The 15,226-nt window shown below is 68.6% G+C and carries 14 protein-coding genes; 5 read left to right on the top strand and 9 right to left on the bottom strand.

Annotated features, from left to right (window positions below):
- The first annotated feature begins 18 nt into the window (after positions 1-18).
- Together SLQ30_RS05795 and SLQ30_RS05790 are read left to right on the top strand one after the other, a co-directional pair.
- A complete protein-coding gene (locus SLQ30_RS05795; RefSeq protein WP_319447675.1) occupies positions 19-2,196 on the top strand; it encodes an acyl-CoA dehydrogenase in 2,178 nt (725 codons plus the stop codon).
- Between the two features lie 155 nt (positions 2,197-2,351).
- Positions 2,352-3,647: a septum formation family protein gene (locus tag SLQ30_RS05790; protein WP_319447515.1), complete on the top strand. Its 1,296-nt coding sequence runs from the start codon at positions 2,352-2,354 to the stop codon at positions 3,645-3,647.
- Here SLQ30_RS05790 and SLQ30_RS05785 read toward each other — a convergent pair.
- The 6 genes from SLQ30_RS05785 to SLQ30_RS05760 are packed head-to-tail and all read right to left on the bottom strand — an operon-like array spanning position 3,644 to position 9,450.
- Complete coding sequence (locus tag SLQ30_RS05785) at positions 3,644-4,441, bottom strand: ABC transporter permease (RefSeq protein WP_319447516.1); 798 nt, start codon at positions 4,439-4,441, stop codon at positions 3,644-3,646. The genes SLQ30_RS05790 and SLQ30_RS05785 overlap by 4 nt on opposite strands.
- A complete protein-coding gene (locus tag SLQ30_RS05780; RefSeq protein ID WP_319447517.1) occupies positions 4,416-5,333 on the bottom strand; it encodes a 2-aminoethylphosphonate ABC transporter permease subunit in 918 nt (305 codons plus the stop codon). The genes SLQ30_RS05785 and SLQ30_RS05780 overlap by 26 nt, the downstream gene beginning before the upstream one ends.
- Positions 5,330-6,574 carry an ABC transporter ATP-binding protein gene (locus SLQ30_RS05775; RefSeq protein ID WP_319447518.1) on the bottom strand — a complete coding sequence of 415 codons (1,245 nt, stop codon included), beginning with the start codon at positions 6,572-6,574 and terminating at the stop codon, positions 5,330-5,332. Before SLQ30_RS05775 ends, SLQ30_RS05780 begins: the two co-directional genes overlap by 4 nt.
- A gap of 2 nt (positions 6,575-6,576) precedes the next feature.
- A complete protein-coding gene (locus SLQ30_RS05770) occupies positions 6,577-7,623 on the bottom strand; it encodes a 2-aminoethylphosphonate ABC transporter substrate-binding protein (RefSeq protein WP_319447519.1) in 1,047 nt (348 codons plus the stop codon).
- Positions 7,624-7,627: 4 nt separating this feature from the next.
- Positions 7,628-8,320 carry a phosphonatase-like hydrolase gene (locus SLQ30_RS05765; RefSeq protein ID WP_319447520.1) on the bottom strand — a complete coding sequence of 231 codons (693 nt, stop codon included), beginning with the start codon at positions 8,318-8,320 and terminating at the stop codon, positions 7,628-7,630.
- Positions 8,321-8,334: 14 nt separating this feature from the next.
- Positions 8,335-9,450: a TIGR03364 family FAD-dependent oxidoreductase gene (locus tag SLQ30_RS05760; RefSeq protein WP_319447521.1), complete on the bottom strand. Its 1,116-nt coding sequence runs from the start codon at positions 9,448-9,450 to the stop codon at positions 8,335-8,337.
- 110 nt (positions 9,451-9,560) lie between these two features.
- On the opposite strand from SLQ30_RS05760, the gene SLQ30_RS05755 reads away from it, so the two are divergent.
- The 3 genes from SLQ30_RS05755 to SLQ30_RS05745 are packed head-to-tail and all read left to right on the top strand — an operon-like array spanning position 9,561 to position 11,706.
- On the top strand, positions 9,561-10,082 hold the full coding sequence (locus SLQ30_RS05755) for an HD family phosphohydrolase (protein ID WP_319447522.1): 522 nt from the start codon (positions 9,561-9,563) through the stop codon (positions 10,080-10,082).
- Positions 10,076-10,774: a GntR family transcriptional regulator gene (locus tag SLQ30_RS05750; RefSeq protein WP_413467948.1), complete on the top strand. Its 699-nt coding sequence runs from the start codon at positions 10,076-10,078 to the stop codon at positions 10,772-10,774. The genes SLQ30_RS05755 and SLQ30_RS05750 overlap by 7 nt, the downstream gene beginning before the upstream one ends.
- Before the next feature lie 26 nt (positions 10,775-10,800).
- The gene (locus SLQ30_RS05745) at positions 10,801-11,706 is read left to right on the top strand and encodes an alpha/beta hydrolase (RefSeq protein ID WP_319447524.1); all 906 of its coding nucleotides are present in this window, start codon (positions 10,801-10,803) and stop codon (positions 11,704-11,706) included.
- A 3-nt stretch (positions 11,707-11,709) separates the two neighbouring features.
- On the opposite strand, the gene SLQ30_RS05740 is transcribed toward SLQ30_RS05745, so the two are convergent.
- Genes SLQ30_RS05740 through SLQ30_RS05730 form a run of 3 tightly spaced genes read right to left on the bottom strand, consistent with a single transcriptional unit; the run spans position 11,710 to position 15,210 of the window.
- Positions 11,710-13,011, bottom strand: coding sequence for an amidohydrolase family protein (locus tag SLQ30_RS05740; RefSeq protein ID WP_319447525.1), 1,302 nt, complete (start codon positions 13,009-13,011; stop codon positions 11,710-11,712).
- Positions 13,005-14,207, bottom strand: a complete 1,203-nt coding sequence (locus tag SLQ30_RS05735; protein WP_319447526.1) for a CoA transferase — start codon at positions 14,205-14,207, stop codon at positions 13,005-13,007. Before SLQ30_RS05735 ends, SLQ30_RS05740 begins: the two co-directional genes overlap by 7 nt.
- 10 nt (positions 14,208-14,217) lie before the next feature.
- Positions 14,218-15,210, bottom strand: a complete 993-nt coding sequence (locus tag SLQ30_RS05730; RefSeq protein ID WP_319447527.1) for a MaoC family dehydratase — start codon at positions 15,208-15,210, stop codon at positions 14,218-14,220.
- Between the last annotated feature and the right edge of the window lie 16 nt (positions 15,211-15,226).

Below are 15,226 nucleotides of genomic sequence, written 5' to 3'. Positions count from 1 at the left end.
GAGTTCGTGGGCACCTCTCTGGGAATCAATGCGCTGGCCATCACCGACGAGCACCGAGCACTGGCCGACTCGGCATCCGGCCAGCTGGGGCGTGTGAAGAGCCTGGCCGCGGCCAGGGCGACCCTCGACCCGGACTCGCCGGCGACCAACCATCCGGCGGACATCTGGGCGGCCGCCGCCCAGATCGGCTGGCAGGGGTTGGCGATCCCCGAGGAACACGGCGGCTCGGGCTTCGGACTGTCCGAACTGGCCGTCGTACTCGAAGCGCAAGGCCGCGAACTCTGCCCCGGGCCGTTTCTGCCGACGGTCAGCGCGGCCACGGTGATCGACCGCTGCGCACCGGATTCCGTTCGCGCCCAACTCCTTCCGGGACTCGCGGACGGCTCGACCGTCGGGGCACTCGGATGCTCCGGCAGCATCGTCGCGGGGTCGGATCTGATAGTGAGCGGCGAGAGTCCCGCGGTACTCGGGGCCCCCGACGCCTCGGTGCTGGTACTCACCGCGGGCGACGACGTCGTCATCGTGGACGCCGACGCCGAAGGGGTCACCGTCACGCCCCTGAGTTCGCTCGACACCACCCGCAGCATCGGGACGGTCGCACTGCGGGCCGTCGCCCTGCCCGAGGACCGGGTGCTGCGGGGTGCGGCGCGCCGGGCCCGCACCGTCTTCCGCATCCTGGCGTCCGCCGAAGCAGTCGGGGTCAGCTGGGCGACGCTGGACATGGCCGTCGAATACGCCAAGATCCGAGAACAGTTCGGCCGCACCATCGGGACCTTCCAAGCGGTCAAGCACCATGCGGCGAACATGCTCGTCAACGCGGAACAGACCACGGCCGCCACCTGGGACGCCGCACGTGCCGACGAACTGGACAGCGCGTGGTTCCCTGCCGCGGTGGCCGCCGCACACGCCATCCGCACGCAGATCTTCAACGCGCAGTGCAACATTCAGCTGCATGGCGGCATCGGGTTCACCTGGGAACACGACGCACACATGTACCTGCGCCGCGCCCGCACCCTGGCCGCGATCATGGGCGACGGAGCCGACCCGCTGTTCGACGTCGTCGACGGTCAGCGCAGCGGGCAGGCACATGGCGCGCGGTTCACGCTGCCCGCCGAAGCCGAGGAATTCCGCACCGCTGCCCGCGACGCCGTCAGCACGTGGCGCTCGCTGCCTTCGGAGCAGCAGCGCGACTTCCTGGTCGACTCCGGCTATTTGGTGCCGCACTGGCCGAAGCCGTGGGGTCGGGAGGCCGGAGTGGCCGAACAGTTGGTCATCGAGGAGGAGTTCGCCAACGTCGAGCGGCCCGACATGGGCATCACCGGCTGGGTCACGCTGACCATCGCCCAGGCAGGCAACGACGACCAGCGTGAGCGTTGGGTCGAACCGGTCCTGCGCGGGCAGGTGATGTGGTGCCAGCTGTTCTCCGAGCCGGGTGCGGGTTCCGACGCGGCAGCGGTACGCACCACTGCCAAGAAGGTCGACGGCGGCTGGCGCGTCACCGGACAGAAGGTGTGGACCAGCCTCGCCCACATGTGCCAATGGGGGCTCGCCACCGTCCGCACCGACGCCGATGCGCCCAAGCATGCAGGCGTGACGATGATGGCGATCGACATGAAGGCGCCGGGCGTGACGGTGAACGGCTTGCGCGGCATCACCGGGCACGCGCACTTCAACGAGGTGTTCTTCGACGACGTATTCGTCCCCGACGGTGACGTTGTCGGCGACGTCAACCGCGGTTGGCTCGTCGCGCGCGCGACCTTGGGCAATGAGCGCATCTCGATCGGCGGGGGTTCGGGCGGACCGACCGGCTTCACCGCGGACGAGCTGGTCGAGTTGCTCGACGCCGCGGCCGCCGACACCGCGGCCGCACGCCTCCGGCAGGCGGGCGAGGTGATCGCGGAGGGACACACGCTGCGGCTGCTGAACCTGCGCCGGGTCACGCGGGCGCTGGCCGGTGCCGAACCAGGTCCCGAGGGCAACGTGACGAAGCTGCTGGTCGCCGAGCAAGGTCAACGCCTCACCGAACTCGGTATGGAGTTGGCGGGCGCCGGCGCCGTCGTCGGCCAGAACCCACTCCTCACGCAGGCCTACCTCGGCAACCGCGCGATGACGATTGCCGGCGGTACGTCGGAAATCACCCGCAATACCATCGCCGAGCGCATCCTCGGGCTCCCGAGAGACCCGCTGCTCAAGTAACGACCTCAAGTAACGACCGGGCCACATTCAGGTGGCCGTCTGGTGGCTCCACGTAGCGGGACGTGGCCACCTGTGCAAGGCTCTATTGTCGTGGCTGGCAAACCTGGTCGGCGCATTGCCGCAGGTAGGAACCCGGAGCTACCGGGACGACAGCGGTGACGGCGGTGGAGTCGTCGCCGCGGTCAAGCGAGCCGCCAGCCGATCTCCAGACCGTTGCCCTCGCGCTCGGCGCCGCGGGTGGCAGGCATCCCCTGTACGCGCCGTGCGAATCCGGGCGCAGCGCCCATGCGAACAAGCGCGCCACGCTGGGCCTTGCGCTGGTGGCCCTGCTCGTCGGCGCTGTCATCCAACTACTGATGGCGACGCCGGACACCAGGGACGGACCGTCGGACGACAGCCGCGCCGGCGTGGTGTTCAGCAGTGCGCAAGCCGGCAATTGCCTGAGTTGGCCCGCCGACTCACCGGACAAGCCATCGTTCGTGCAGTGCCGGGACAACCACCTCTTCGAGGTCGCCAAGTCGGTCGGGATGGGCAACTTCGGCGAACCGTGCCAGGCCGCAGTGCGCCAATACCTCGGGGACCGGTACGACCCGAGCAGCAGGTTCACGATCAGCGTGCTGTGGGCGGGCGACAACGGTGGAGCCCCACCCGCTGACCGAAACCTGTTGTGCGGACTGCAGTTACTCGGTCCAGGGAGCAAGCCGACACCGTTCAAGGGCCGGGTCGCCGAGCTCGATCAGTCGAAGATCTGGCCCGCAGGCACCTGTTTGGGCATCGACCCGGCCACGAATCGGTCCACAGATATCCCGGTCGACTGCGCAACCGGGCATGCCGTCGAGATCGCCGGTGCGGTGAGCCTGGCCGAGCGCTTTCCGAGTGGGCCGCCGGAGACGGCCGACCAGGACGCATTCGTCAAGGACGAGTGCACCCGGATCGCGAACGGTTACCTCGCGCCGCTTCCGCTGCAGGCCACCGGGCTGTCACTGAAGTACGACGCGCTTTCGGAAGACAGTTGGTCGGCGGGCAGCCGCCAGATCGCGTGCCGGCTCGAATCACCCGGCGGGCAAGGTCTGCAGCCTCTGGTCGGCAGCGTGAAGGGACAGGCCGCCGAGGCCGCTCCTGCGCCGCCGCCCCCGGAAGCGCCGCCGCCGCCGTCATCCGAACTGCGTGCCCCCGAACCCGCGTCACCCATCCAGGCTCCCCCGGCGCCCGTGGTCACTGCGGCCACGCCGGCCCCCGTGCCGGCGGCCACGCCAACCACCACACCGACCACCACTACTGCGCCGTCGCCACCGCCGGAGCCCATGCCGACACCCAGTGAGAGTACGAACCCGCCGCCAGGCATCATCCAGCTTCCTGGGCTGCCCCCGATCACGCTGCCGGGGTACGTGCCGCCGGAGCCCGCGCCTCCACCACCTGCGGGCCCGCTGCCGGGACCACCGCCCGCTTAGCGCAGGGCGGCCCGACCGCGGATACGGCCCACGCCCACCAGCGCCAGGAGGGTGACGAGCAGCAGGATCGTCGTGCAGGCCGCGGCCTGGAACGCCTGGCCCCGGTCGGTCAACGCGAAGATCGTGACGGGCAACGTCTTCCACGTCGCGGGGTACACCATCACCGTCGCGCCCAGCTCGCCCATCGACAACGCGACCGCCAACCCGGCGGCTGCGCCGAGCGCAGGCAGTAACAGCGGGAGCGTGACACGCGTCAAGACCCTCGTCGAGCCCGCGCCAAGGGATTCCGCGGCCTGTCGATAGGCCGGATCGAGGCGATCGAGCGCGGCCGATACCGAGCTGAAGGAGAACGCCAAGACCAGCACCGCGTGGGCCAGGATCACGATCCACCTGGTCCCGCCGAGCAGCAACGGCTGCGAGTTGAAGGAAATCAGGAGGCCGAGGCCGATGGCCACCGACGGCACGGCGATCGGAAGGTGGAACACGGCGTCGGTGACACGGCTGAGCCATCTCGGCGCCTCGCGCGCCGCGAGTGCCGCCCACGTGCCGAGCACCAGTGCGAGCCCACCCGCGACGAAGGCGGTTTGCAGGCTCACCGAGAGGCTGGCCAGGTTTTCGCCTGAGAGTGCATCGCCGAAGTGGGCGAAACCCAGGCGTGACGGGAGCGCACCGGTCCAAGAGCCCGCCAAACCGGCGAGTACCACCGTCGCCAGTGGTGCGACGAATACGACGAAGACGACCACGCCGAAGACGCCGAGGAGGAGTGCCCTACTGCGCCGGGTCCACAACAACATCGGCGACCTCCCTTCCTCGGTTGGCCACTAGCCGGGTGAACACCACTCGGTAGAGCGTGTACAAGGTAAGCGACAGCGCGATCTGCACGGTGGCGATCACGGCCGCGCCCGGGAGGTCGAACGTCACGATGCCGCGGGTATATATCAGCACGGGCAAAGTGGTGACGCCCTTGGCTCCGGTGAACAGCACGATGCCAAACTCGTTGAGCGTCAACAACAGAACCAGGCTGCCACCCGCCATCAAGGCAGGCCAGGCCTCCGGAAGCACCACCGAGCGCAACACCCGGAGCGGCGATGCGCCGAGGCTTGCCGCGACGTCCAGTTGCGCCCTCGGCAGCATCGAGAACGACGCCAGCAGCGGGCGGATGACGAACGGCGTGAAGAATGTGATCTCGGCGGCGATGACGCCGACCGGCGTGTAGAGGAAGTTCAGCGCAGGGGTGTCGTCGCCGGTGATACCCGCGATCGCGGCGTTGACCGCACCCGCAGTGCCGTAGAGGAATGTGAACGCGAGCGTAATGAGGAACGACGGCAGCGCGAGCACGGTGTCGATGAGCCGGCCGACAAGTCGGCTGCCAGGAAACGGCACGAACGCCAGCACGATCGCGAGGAACGTGCCGAGCACCAGACAACCCACGGTCGACGTCGCGGCGATCGCAACCGTGCGCCACAGCGCTTCGCGGAAGGCCTGCGAAGCAAGCACCGACGTCCAGGTCGACCAACCACTGCCCCCGTCGCGGACCTTCAGCGACTCCAGGCACACCCGCGCCAACGGATACACCGCGACCACCAACACGATCACCAAGGGCGGTAAGGCCAACCACGTGGCCCGCGAGCGCGGCGGTGCGGGCCGGTCCGGCGCCTCGGCGGCGTGCTCGAGCAGTGCCGTCACGGCGAGCCGCCCACCAGCACGCCCGCGGGCTCGGGCAGGCGCACGCCCAATTCGGCGCCGATGTCGTATTGCGTGTGGCCGGGGACGTCGACGTCGATCAGCTGATCGGGCAAGCCGCTGACCGACAGCACCAGCCGGGTACTCGCTCCGCGCCACACCGATGCGTTGACGGTGGCGCGCAGCACGTCCCGATCACCGACTGGGGCGACCTTCAGCGCGTGCGGCCGAATGCACAAGAGCGCCTTCGATTCCGGCGCCCAGTCGATCCTTCCGACGGCAGGCTGCGGGGCCTCCGCGCTGACGGTCTTGTGGGCAAAGGTGACCAGCGCCGAGGTGCCGATGACGCGGCCGACCGTGCACGGGATCAGGTTCGCGCCACCGAGAAACGCGGCCGTGAAGCTGCTCGGCGGTCGCTTCCACAGGTTCTCGGCGGTGTCCACGTCCATCAGTCGGGCGTTGTTCATCACCACGATGCGGTCCGCCAACGCCAGGGCCTCGGACTGATCGTGTGTCACGTAGATCATTGCGGTGTCGGGCAGCGCTTCCTTGAGCCGCTGCAGTTCGGCGAGCATCGACTGGCGCAACTGGGCATCCAGCGCGGCCAGCGGCTCGTCGAGCAGCAGCACGCTCGGCCGAATGGCCAATGCGCGGGCGATGGCGATGCGCTGCTGTTGCCCGCCGGAAAGTTCACGGGGCAAACGCTTTCCGAATGCAGACATGCCGACCATGTCCAACGCCTCGTTGACCCGTGACGCCAGCTCGCCGCGCGGCACGCGCTGCGCCTTGAGTCCGAAGGCCACGTTGTCGGCAACCCGCATGTGCGGGAACAACGCGTAGGACTGCAACACCACGCCGATGCCGCGTTTGGCAGGCGGCAAGTCGGTGACGTCACGTCCAGCCAGCCGGACCGAACCGGACGTGGGGCGCACGAAGCCCGCCAACGCGTTGAGCGCGGTGGACTTTCCCGACCCGCTCGGACCCAGCAGGGCGACCGTCTCGCCCTTCGCGACGCGCAGGTTGAAGTCGACGAGCGCATCGGTCACCTTCTTGCCGCGCCCGTAGCGGACCCGCACGCGATCGAAGGTGATTGCCGGCGTATGGGTTTCGATGACAACTTTCGCGCCGTCGTCGAGCGCCGCCTTCGTGCGAGACCCAACTTCCCGGGTCGCTGCGCTCCTGCCCTCCGACCCCACTTCCCGGGTCGCTGCGCTCCTGCCCTCCGACCCCCCGAGCTCCGTCATGATCAGCTACCGGTGGCCTTCTGGTATGCGGCGACGTCGGCATCGAGCTCGGCCAGCACGGTGTTCCAGTCCGGCACCCACAACTCGACACCCTTGAGCACCGCGGCCGGGGTGTTGGGTGCTGCCGACTCCTCAGAGGACGCGACGAGCGAATCGAGCACCGGGATGCCGAGCGCGTCGGGTGCCACCGTCTTCTGCACGTCCTCGGACACCAGGTACGCGAGCAGCTTCTTGGCACCGTCGGCATGCGGCGCACCCTTGGCGACGCCGCCGACGTAAGGCAGTGAGACGGTGGTCTTCTTACCGTCAGCCGCCGCGGGGATGACGATGTTGAACTTCGATCCGTCGCTCTTGATCGAGTCAAGGTTCATCTGGACGTCGCCGTTGGCAACAAGCAGCTCACCGTTGCTCACCTTCGGTTGGAGCTTGCCGGTGGACGAGGACGGACCCACGTTGTTGGCCTGCAGCTTGCCGAGATAGTCCAGCGCGGCCGGCTTGCCAAGCAGGTGCTGCAGCAGCACCAGCACGGCGGTGCCGTCCCCGGCTTGCCCCGGTGTCGAGTACTGCAGCTTGCCCTTGTATTCCGGCTTCAGCAGGTCGTCCCAGGTCGAGGGCTGTGGGGTGGCGCCGGGGTTGACGATGAAGCTCAGCGCGTTGTTCACGATCGGTAGGTACTTGGCGTCGGGTCCGACCTGCGCGGCAGGGATGCCCTTGGGGTCGACACCGCTGGCCTGCAGCAGACCTGACTTGTCGGCCTTCTGGATGAAGGGCGGCAGGGTGACCAACAGGTCAGCCTGCGGGTTGGCCTGCTCCTTCTCGACGCGCGAAACCACCTCGCCGGAGCCGGCTTCGACGAGGTTGACGTTGATGCCGGTGTCCTTGGTGAACTTCTCGAACTGAGGCTTGTACCAGCTGGCCAGTCCGTCGGAGCTGTAAACGGTGAGCGTCTCGCCGCTTCCAGAGCCGGTGGAACCGGTGCCGCCACAAGCGGTCATCGCGACGGCCAAGGTTGCGGCCGCGACGGCCGCCAGGGTCTTGCGGAGCTTCATTTCTTCAGTCCTTCGATTGATGGTTGAGGATCAGGTCTGCGAACTCGGTGACGGTGGGTACGACATGGGTCGCCCCCGCGTCGCGCAGCTGTTGCTCGTCGTGCGCACCGGTGAGCGTGCCTGCGGCGATGGCACATCCAGCCCGCAGTGCGCTGTCGACGTCACTGCTGGTGTCGCCGAGCGCTGCGACGTTGGACACCGCGTCGGCCTGCAACCGCATGAGTGCGGTCAGGATCAGGTCCGGGTAGGGCCTGCCACGCACGCCGTCACCCGGCGCGAGCACCAGATCGGCGCTCGACTGCCAGCCCAACGCCGCCAGCAGCTTGTCCTGGGTGGAACCGCTGAAGCCGGTGGTGAGCGCCACCTTGACCCCAGCAGCGCGCAACCGTGAGATCGCCTCGGCCGCACCGTTGATGGGTTTGGCCGCTCCGTTGTCGATGGCGGCCTCGTATGCCGCCTCGAAGGCGGCATTGGCATGCTGTGCGAGGTCCTCGGTGCCGAACAACGCCCGGAAGACGGTGATCTTGGACTGCCCCATCGTGTCGATGACGTACTGGCGGGCGTGTTCGCGTTCGGGTCCCGACTCGGGCAGGCCCGCGGCCGTCGCGGCCGCCTCGAACGAGGCGACGACAAGTCCGTCGTCGGCGACCGTGGTGCCCGCCATGTCGATGACCGCGAGTTGAATACCGTTGCTCATTGGATTCTTTCCGCTCAGAGTTCGATCAGGTCCGCGGTCTGTTCCGCGATGACCGGGCCGAGCGTCATCCCACGCCCGCCAGGGCCGGTGACCACCCACACGCCATCGCCCGCCAAGGTGCGGCACACCAATTCGCCGGGGTCGACGCACTGGCTGTACACCCCAGCCCACCGCCGCCGAACCGGAGGCAGCGGGCGACCGAGGAATTCCTCGACCAACGCGGCGAGGTACGCATACGGGGCGTCGTCGGTGTCGAACCCGAACGGTTCGTCGTATTCATGGGTGTCGCCGATGGTGAGCCCGCCGTGCAGACGCTGGACGCAGAGCAGCTGCATGCGATGTTCTTCGGCGACCACGTCCTGGGACTCGGTGTCCCGCAGAGCATCCAGGGCGCTGCCCTCGAAGCCGGGGTAGTAACGAAAGCTGTCGCCGTCGGCGATCGCGGTGGTGAGTGGTTCATCGAGTGGGTCGGTTTGCATCATCTGAAGCCGGACGCGACGCACCGGCAGCTCGCCGGCGAGCTCGCGCGTCAGCCCACCGTGCGCGGCCCCTGGGCAGAGCAGCACCAGGTCGCCACCGTAACTGCGCCCGTGGTCGTCGCGCACCGTCTGGCCGTCAATGGACCGCACCTCGGCACCCGACACGAACCGGTACCTGCCCTTTGCCGCGAGGTACTCCCGAATGGCGGGCATCGCCTGACGGGATTCCACGGCGGCATCACGTGAACAGTGAAGGCCGGCAAGGAACTTGCCACGAAGGGCCGGATTGAGCGCACGTACCCGGTCAGGTTCCAGCAATGCGAATCCGCGCACCGCGGCGTCGGTGCGGGCGACGACCTGCTCGGCAACTGCAACCTCGCGCGGAGTCCGCAACAACGTCAACGAGCCGGCGGGGCGGAATCCGACGCCGGGAATGCGGGCCCCGATCAGTTCCCACAACTCACGGGACCGAAGGGCGGCGGCGAGCTCGTGCTCAGCCCGACCGGACACCCACACCAGGCCGAAGTTCCGCACGGTCGCTCCGCGCGCCTCAACTTCACGTTCGAGGTGTGTGACGTGGTGGCCACGCTGGACCGCTTCGAGCGCGTGGGCAGTCCCGAGAATGCCGCCACCGACGATCGTCACACGCATGTTCAGTGACCTTTCAGACTCAGGGATACGGCCTGCGAAAGGTTCGGTGTTGCGCACTGGAACAGCAGGTTAACAATTGGTATAGACCAATTCGCGGTATGCTGGCCGCGATGACCGTGCTGAAGGAAACCGCTGCGCTACTGCGCTCGCTGCGCGACGTCTGGGACGAAGATGCGGTCGACGAACTCGACCACGCACTCCAGTCGGCAGCCCGCGCCATCGACGATCGAGCTGACGACGAACTGGTGCTCGCCGCCGCGCTGCACGACGTGGCGCACAGTCCGTTGTTCGATCCTTCCGATGCGGCGCGACATGACGTTGCCGCCAGGGACTGGTTGACCCCTCGGTTCGGCGCACGGGTGGGCTGGCTGGCGGGCGCTCACGTCGCCGCCAAGCGGTACCTGGTCGCCACCGACCCCCAGTACCCACTGTCCCCCACGTCTGCGCTGTCACTGACCGCACAGGGCGGGCCCGGTATGGACGACGACCTCGTGGCGCATCCGTGGTGGCCCGACGCCCTGCGCCTGCGCCGCTACGACGACGCCGCCAAGGACCCGGCAGCGACGGGTGCCACAATCGAGCACGTGCTTGCCATAGCGGAACGGGTTCGGCAACAACAGGATCCATCGTGAGCAAGCCCCACGCAGTCCGCACCGCACTCGACGGGATCCTCGACGGGCTAGTCGAAGGTGACGCCTTCCCTCCCGAACGCGAACTCGCCGCCCGCTTCGAAGTGGCCAGGGAGACCGTCCGGCAAGCGTTGCAGGAGCTGCTCGTCGAGGGGCGCATCGAACGTCGCGGCCGCGGCACCGTGGTGTCGAAACCAAAGCTGGTTCAACCCCTTTCGTTGAGGTCATACACCGAGGGCGCGTTGCGGATGGGCCGCAAGCCGGGCCGCATCCTCGTCACCTGGGATGACGTCGAGGCCACGACGGAGCTCGCCGCGGGCCTCGAGGTGGCCGAGGGCGACGCCGTGATGCACCTAGAGCGCTTGCTCCTGGCCGATGGGCAGCGCATCGGGTTGGAGAGCACCTACTTGCCCAGGCATCGCTTCGGGGAGTTCAACTCGACCTTTGACCCGACGACGTCGCTCTACGCCGCGATCCGCGCGACGGGCATCCAATTCGGTTCCGCGGTCGAGCGCGTGGAGACCGTGTTGGCGTCCCCGCGCGAGGCGGGACTGCTCGAGTCGACGACCGCAATGCCCATGCTGCGGCTCAACCGGCGTTCGCTCGACACCGACGATCGACCGATCGAGGTGGTCCGTTCGTTGTACCGGGGTGACAGGGTGGCCTTCGAGGCCATGCTCACCGATCGCGACTGATCCTGCCCAGTGAGTAATGTCGAGCCGTGCCCGACTTTCACCCCGACCTCGCCAACGCGGCCCCGCTCTTGCCGCGCACATTGATTACGCCGGTGTCGTTGCCGCTGATCCGCGCGGGGACGAAGCTGATGGGCCTGCGTAAGTCCGCGGATGTCGAGGTGCTGACCTTGCCGTCGGGGGTTCGCGTCCACCTGCACCGGCCGCCGGGCGCTACCGGCGTCGGACCCGGCCTGCTATGGATCCACGGCGGCGGCTACGTGATGGGTAGCGCCGCCCAGGACGATGCGATGTGCCGTCGGTTCGCGCGCCAACTCGGGGTCACCGTGGCGTCCGTCGACTACCGACTGGCGCCCGAAAATCCATACCCTGCACCGCTGGAGGATTGCTACTCCGCGCTGACGTGGCTGGCCGGCCTGCCCGCCGTCGACCCGGCGCACGTCGCGATCGGCGGCGCTAGCGCCGGGGGCGGGTTGGCTGCAGCGCTCGCCCTGCTGGCGCGCGATCGTGCCGAAGTGGCGATCGCGGCTCAGCTGCTGGTGTACCCCATGCTCGACGACCGGTCGGGCACCACGGCCGGCCTGCACGATTCCAACCACCGGCTGTGGAACCAGAAGTCCAACGCGTTCGGTTGGTCGGCATATTTGGGTGACGCCGATCCGAACGTCGCCGTGCCCGCCCGCCGTGACGACCTCAGCGGCTTGCCGCCCGCCTGGATCGGCGTCGGCACGTTTGACCTCTTCCACACCGAGGACATCGCCTACGCCGAACGACTGAAGGCCGCCGGGGTACCGTGCGACGTCGTCGAAATACCCGGCGCCTTTCACGGTTTCGACCTTGTCCTCATGAAGGCCAAGGTGTCGAAGTCCTTCTTCGCCACCCAGGTCGAGTTCCTGCGGGGAGCGCTCACGCAGACCGAAACGGCGGACGCCTGACCGCTATCGCTCGTACACGACATCGCCGTCGATGACGGTGGCGGCCACCATGCCTTCGTCGAGTTCACCGAGCACGGTCGCGGGCGGCCCGGCGAGCACGCACAGGTCAGCCGGTTGCCCGGGTGAGACGCTGCGCGCCTGTGTGGGCTGGGCGGGCGAGCCCAAGAACAGTGTCAACGCGGTGAGCGCCGAAATGCGTTCGGTCGCCCCGAGTACGGCGCCCGACGGTGTGGTCCGGCGCACCGCGGCGCGCATCGCCGCCCACGGATTGGCATCGCCGAACGGAAAGTCAGTCGACAACATGACCGGGACTCCCGCCGACAGCAGCGACGCCACCCGCCACAGCCCACCGTGTTCGTGGTCGGGCACGTCGGTGAGGTACTGATCTCCGCGCTCGGCAACGAAGTTCGGCTGCGTCGCCACCGTGACGCCCAGTTCGGCCAGTTCGGACAGGCAGTCCGCCGGGACCACCGCGGCGTGTTCGATGCGGTCGCCGGGCCGAGCGCCCGCGGCGCGCAGCGCAGCGATGGTGACGACGAGTTGGGCCGCCGTCACGCAGTGCAGTGCCACCTGAGCGCCGTCGGCGTGACGGGCGGCGATCCATGCGGTAAGCCCGTCGAGATCGAGGTCGTCGTCGTGCAGGATGACTTTTCCCGGCGCCAGGCAATGCGTTCGCTGGAGCAGCTCGCCGTGCTGGTGAGCTTCGGCGAACTTGACGACGTCCGCGACTCCGAGGTCCGGCGTGGCGTCGGTGACCCCGGTGACCCCAAAAGCCGCGAGCCGACGGCTGACCTCGGCAAGGCCGACTTCCCTGCGCTGCAACGCATCCGACCAATGCGGATCGGCGCTGCGCAGCTGCCCGTCGGGGTGATCGGGCAGGCCAACCCTGGCTAGCCCGACCGAGTTGAGCGTCCACAGCACGCCGCTGCGGTGCTGCACGCGAACAGGGACGTTCGGGGACACCTCGTCGAGCACGTCGCGGTCGAGCGGGCCAGCGACGGCGTCGTGATATCCGACGGCCCGTATCCAGCCGTCGTCACCCACATGAGCAGCGGCGAGCACCCGGCGCAGCGCGGCTCGATCGCCGACCTCCCGTGGTCCGACGGGTACCGACGTCAAAGCCGCAGCCGCGGAATGCAAGTGGACGTGGTGGTCGTGCAGTCCGGGGATGACGGTGCCGTGGGCCGCATCGAGCACCCGCTCGCCTTTGACGGGGGTAAGGCGGTCGGACACGTCGAGGATGTGGTGGTCCGTCCTGATGTCGACCACGGTCCCGTCGAGCAGCGTCGCACGCTGTATCAACATGATGCGAGCCTCCGCTCGTCGACCAGTCGTTCGACGTAGGCATTGTGCTCGCCCAGGCGGGCCGCCGCCCCTGCGACGATCGGTAGCGGCGGCGGCATTGCAGCACAGCCACTTTCGGATGGCGCTCGCGGCAGTTCCGCATAGCTGGCCGCCACGCCCGCCATCGCGACGTCGACGACGACGCCACCACCGCGGGCCAGCGCGTCGGTCACCGCAAGGGCGGATTGGAGGCCCGTCAACGGATCTGCGACGGCGTCGGCGCAGAACACCGGGCCAACCCCGTCCGTACCGACCAGACCGCCGGCGACCGCGGCGTCGTCGCCGAAGCCCACCCAGTTGGCCTGCTCGCCATCGGCGCCGTGACCCGTGATCCGCAGCCATACCCGGCCGGGCCGTGGGACGACGCCGTCGTAGCCGAGGCCGCGGCGCCGCAAGGCCGCCGGGCGAGACGATTCGATGACGACGTCGGCCACCTCGAGTAGCGCGCTCAGGCGTTCGACGTCATCGAAATCGACTGCGTAGGAGAGTTTTCCGGCATTCATCCAATCGAAGAACGCTTGTGGGCCTGCGCGGGTGCCGTCGGGGCGCTTCGGGCTTTCGATCTTGACCACCGTGGCGCCTGCCTGCGCCAGAAGTTGCCCACACAACGGTCCGGCCCACATCGCGGACATGTCCACCACCAGCAGTCCCGAGGGGTGGCGTGGTGCGTCCGCTGGCCCAGCCTGCCCTTCCACCACCGCGGCGCAGCGACGCTCGCCGAGCACCGCCGCCGGAAGGTCGAGCAGGCGGGCGCGTTCGACCACCTCGACGGCGGACCGTCCGGCCGCCCAACTTTCGACCGCGGACCACGGGTCAGCCTGCGGCTCTTCAGCCTCCACCATGGCGGGCACCGCGGCCACGTCGTCAGGTCTCGACAGGGTCAGCGCGCACCAGCCGTCGCGGCAACGCAGCAACCTGCTTGCTCCGCCGGCCGAGGTCCGCCCGTTGCGGGCCAAGCCCAACATTCCTGCGCGGCCCGCGAGCAGCACAGCCGCGTCCACGCGGACTCCGGTGTGCACGCGGTACGAGTCGGCGACCCGGCGCGCCTGTCCGAGCACGGCCGCGCGCGAGAAGTCGGGCGCCCCCGACGGCTGACCGGTCAGGTAGGCCAGGCCGCCTGCACCCCAGTCCTGCATCGCGGTGTCCACGGCCCCCATTGTGGCCTCTTCAGAACTGCAGGGCGGAGAATCGCCAGTCCAGAACCTGACGGTCGTCACCGGCCTCGTACACCAGCGACCTCAGCCGCAGCACCCCTCCACGTCCACCCTCCAGCGGGGCGGCCGCCTCGACGTGCACCTCGCTGTAGAGCGTGTCGCCCTCGTGCACCGGCCCGGTGTGGTCGCACGATTCCCAGCCCAGCACAGTGACGAGGTTGGGCAGCGCCCGCGTCGCCTGTGCCAGCGCCAGCGCGATGGTATGTCCGCCGTACACAAGGCGCTGCCCTCCGACCCGTGAATCATGATGGGTGGCAGCGATGTTGAGCGTCAGCCTGGCGAGCTCGGGCGCACTGCTGACCACGTCGGCCGTGGTCGGAATGACCGTGCCTTTCAGCTCGGCGTCGAAGTGCGGTCCCGGCACGTGCGCGCGGAAGGCATCGGCATCCCAGTACTGCGTGGGGTCCGAAGGGGCGGGCAGGTCGGTGCCGATGGTCGACAGGTCGTCCTGGTAGTCGGTGTCGGCGGCGCCCTCGCGCAACGGCAGCATGGCGCACCGGTGAAAGTCCAGCACCAGTCGACCGTCCTGGTCCACCGTGGTCATGCGCAACGCCGCCAGCCCGGTACGAGCCCGGCCCGGCTTGGTCGAATTCTGCTTCAGGCCAACCACTTCCGTCGTGGTCCGCAGCGTGTCGCCGAGCAACGGGAAGCGGTGGAACCACAGCCCGCGGTAGAACAGGTTGGCCTTGACCCGTTGCGTGGCAAGCGTTGACTGGCCGATGGCGACGTCGCACACCAGCGCCGGATGCGCGAGCGCGGCGGGCGAACCCGTTACCAGCCGGCTCAGGTCGGCGTCCAGCGGCAGCCTCATCCGGTCGCCGACGATGGATTGGTGTACCGCGGCCGCGCCGCTCGTCAGCGTCATGGCGGGTGCCCAGTCGAAGACCTGGCCCACTCGTAGGTCGTCGAAGTATGGGCCGCCCGGAATTTGGCCGTACAAAGTCACAGCGTCACATGCTGGC

The organism is Mycobacterium sp. RTGN4 (assembly GCF_033804635.1).
In the GTDB taxonomy this organism is placed as follows: domain Bacteria; phylum Actinomycetota; class Actinomycetes; order Mycobacteriales; family Mycobacteriaceae; genus Mycobacterium.
Note: the sequence above shows the minus strand (reverse complement) of the source record. Positions and strands in the feature narration are given on the sequence as shown.

Coding starts and splice junctions, on each gene's coding strand:
- SLQ30_RS05785 (WP_319447516.1), bottom strand. CDS start 4,441: ATGTTGTTGTGGACCCGGCGCAGTAGGGCACTCCTCCTCGGCGTCTTC.
- SLQ30_RS05775 (WP_319447518.1), bottom strand. CDS start 6,574: ATGACGGAGCTCGGGGGGTCGGAGGGCAGGAGCGCAGCGACCCGGGAA.
- SLQ30_RS05770 (WP_319447519.1), bottom strand. CDS start 7,623: ATGAAGCTCCGCAAGACCCTGGCGGCCGTCGCGGCCGCAACCTTGGCC.
- SLQ30_RS05765 (WP_319447520.1), bottom strand. CDS start 8,320: ATGAGCAACGGTATTCAACTCGCGGTCATCGACATGGCGGGCACCACG.
- SLQ30_RS05760 (WP_319447521.1), bottom strand. CDS start 9,450: ATGCGTGTGACGATCGTCGGTGGCGGCATTCTCGGGACTGCCCACGCG.
- SLQ30_RS05755 (WP_319447522.1), top strand. CDS start 9,561: ATGACCGTGCTGAAGGAAACCGCTGCGCTACTGCGCTCGCTGCGCGAC.
- SLQ30_RS05740 (WP_319447525.1), bottom strand. CDS start 13,011: ATGTTGATACAGCGTGCGACGCTGCTCGACGGGACCGTGGTCGACATC.
- SLQ30_RS05735 (WP_319447526.1), bottom strand. CDS start 14,207: ATGGGGGCCGTGGACACCGCGATGCAGGACTGGGGTGCAGGCGGCCTG.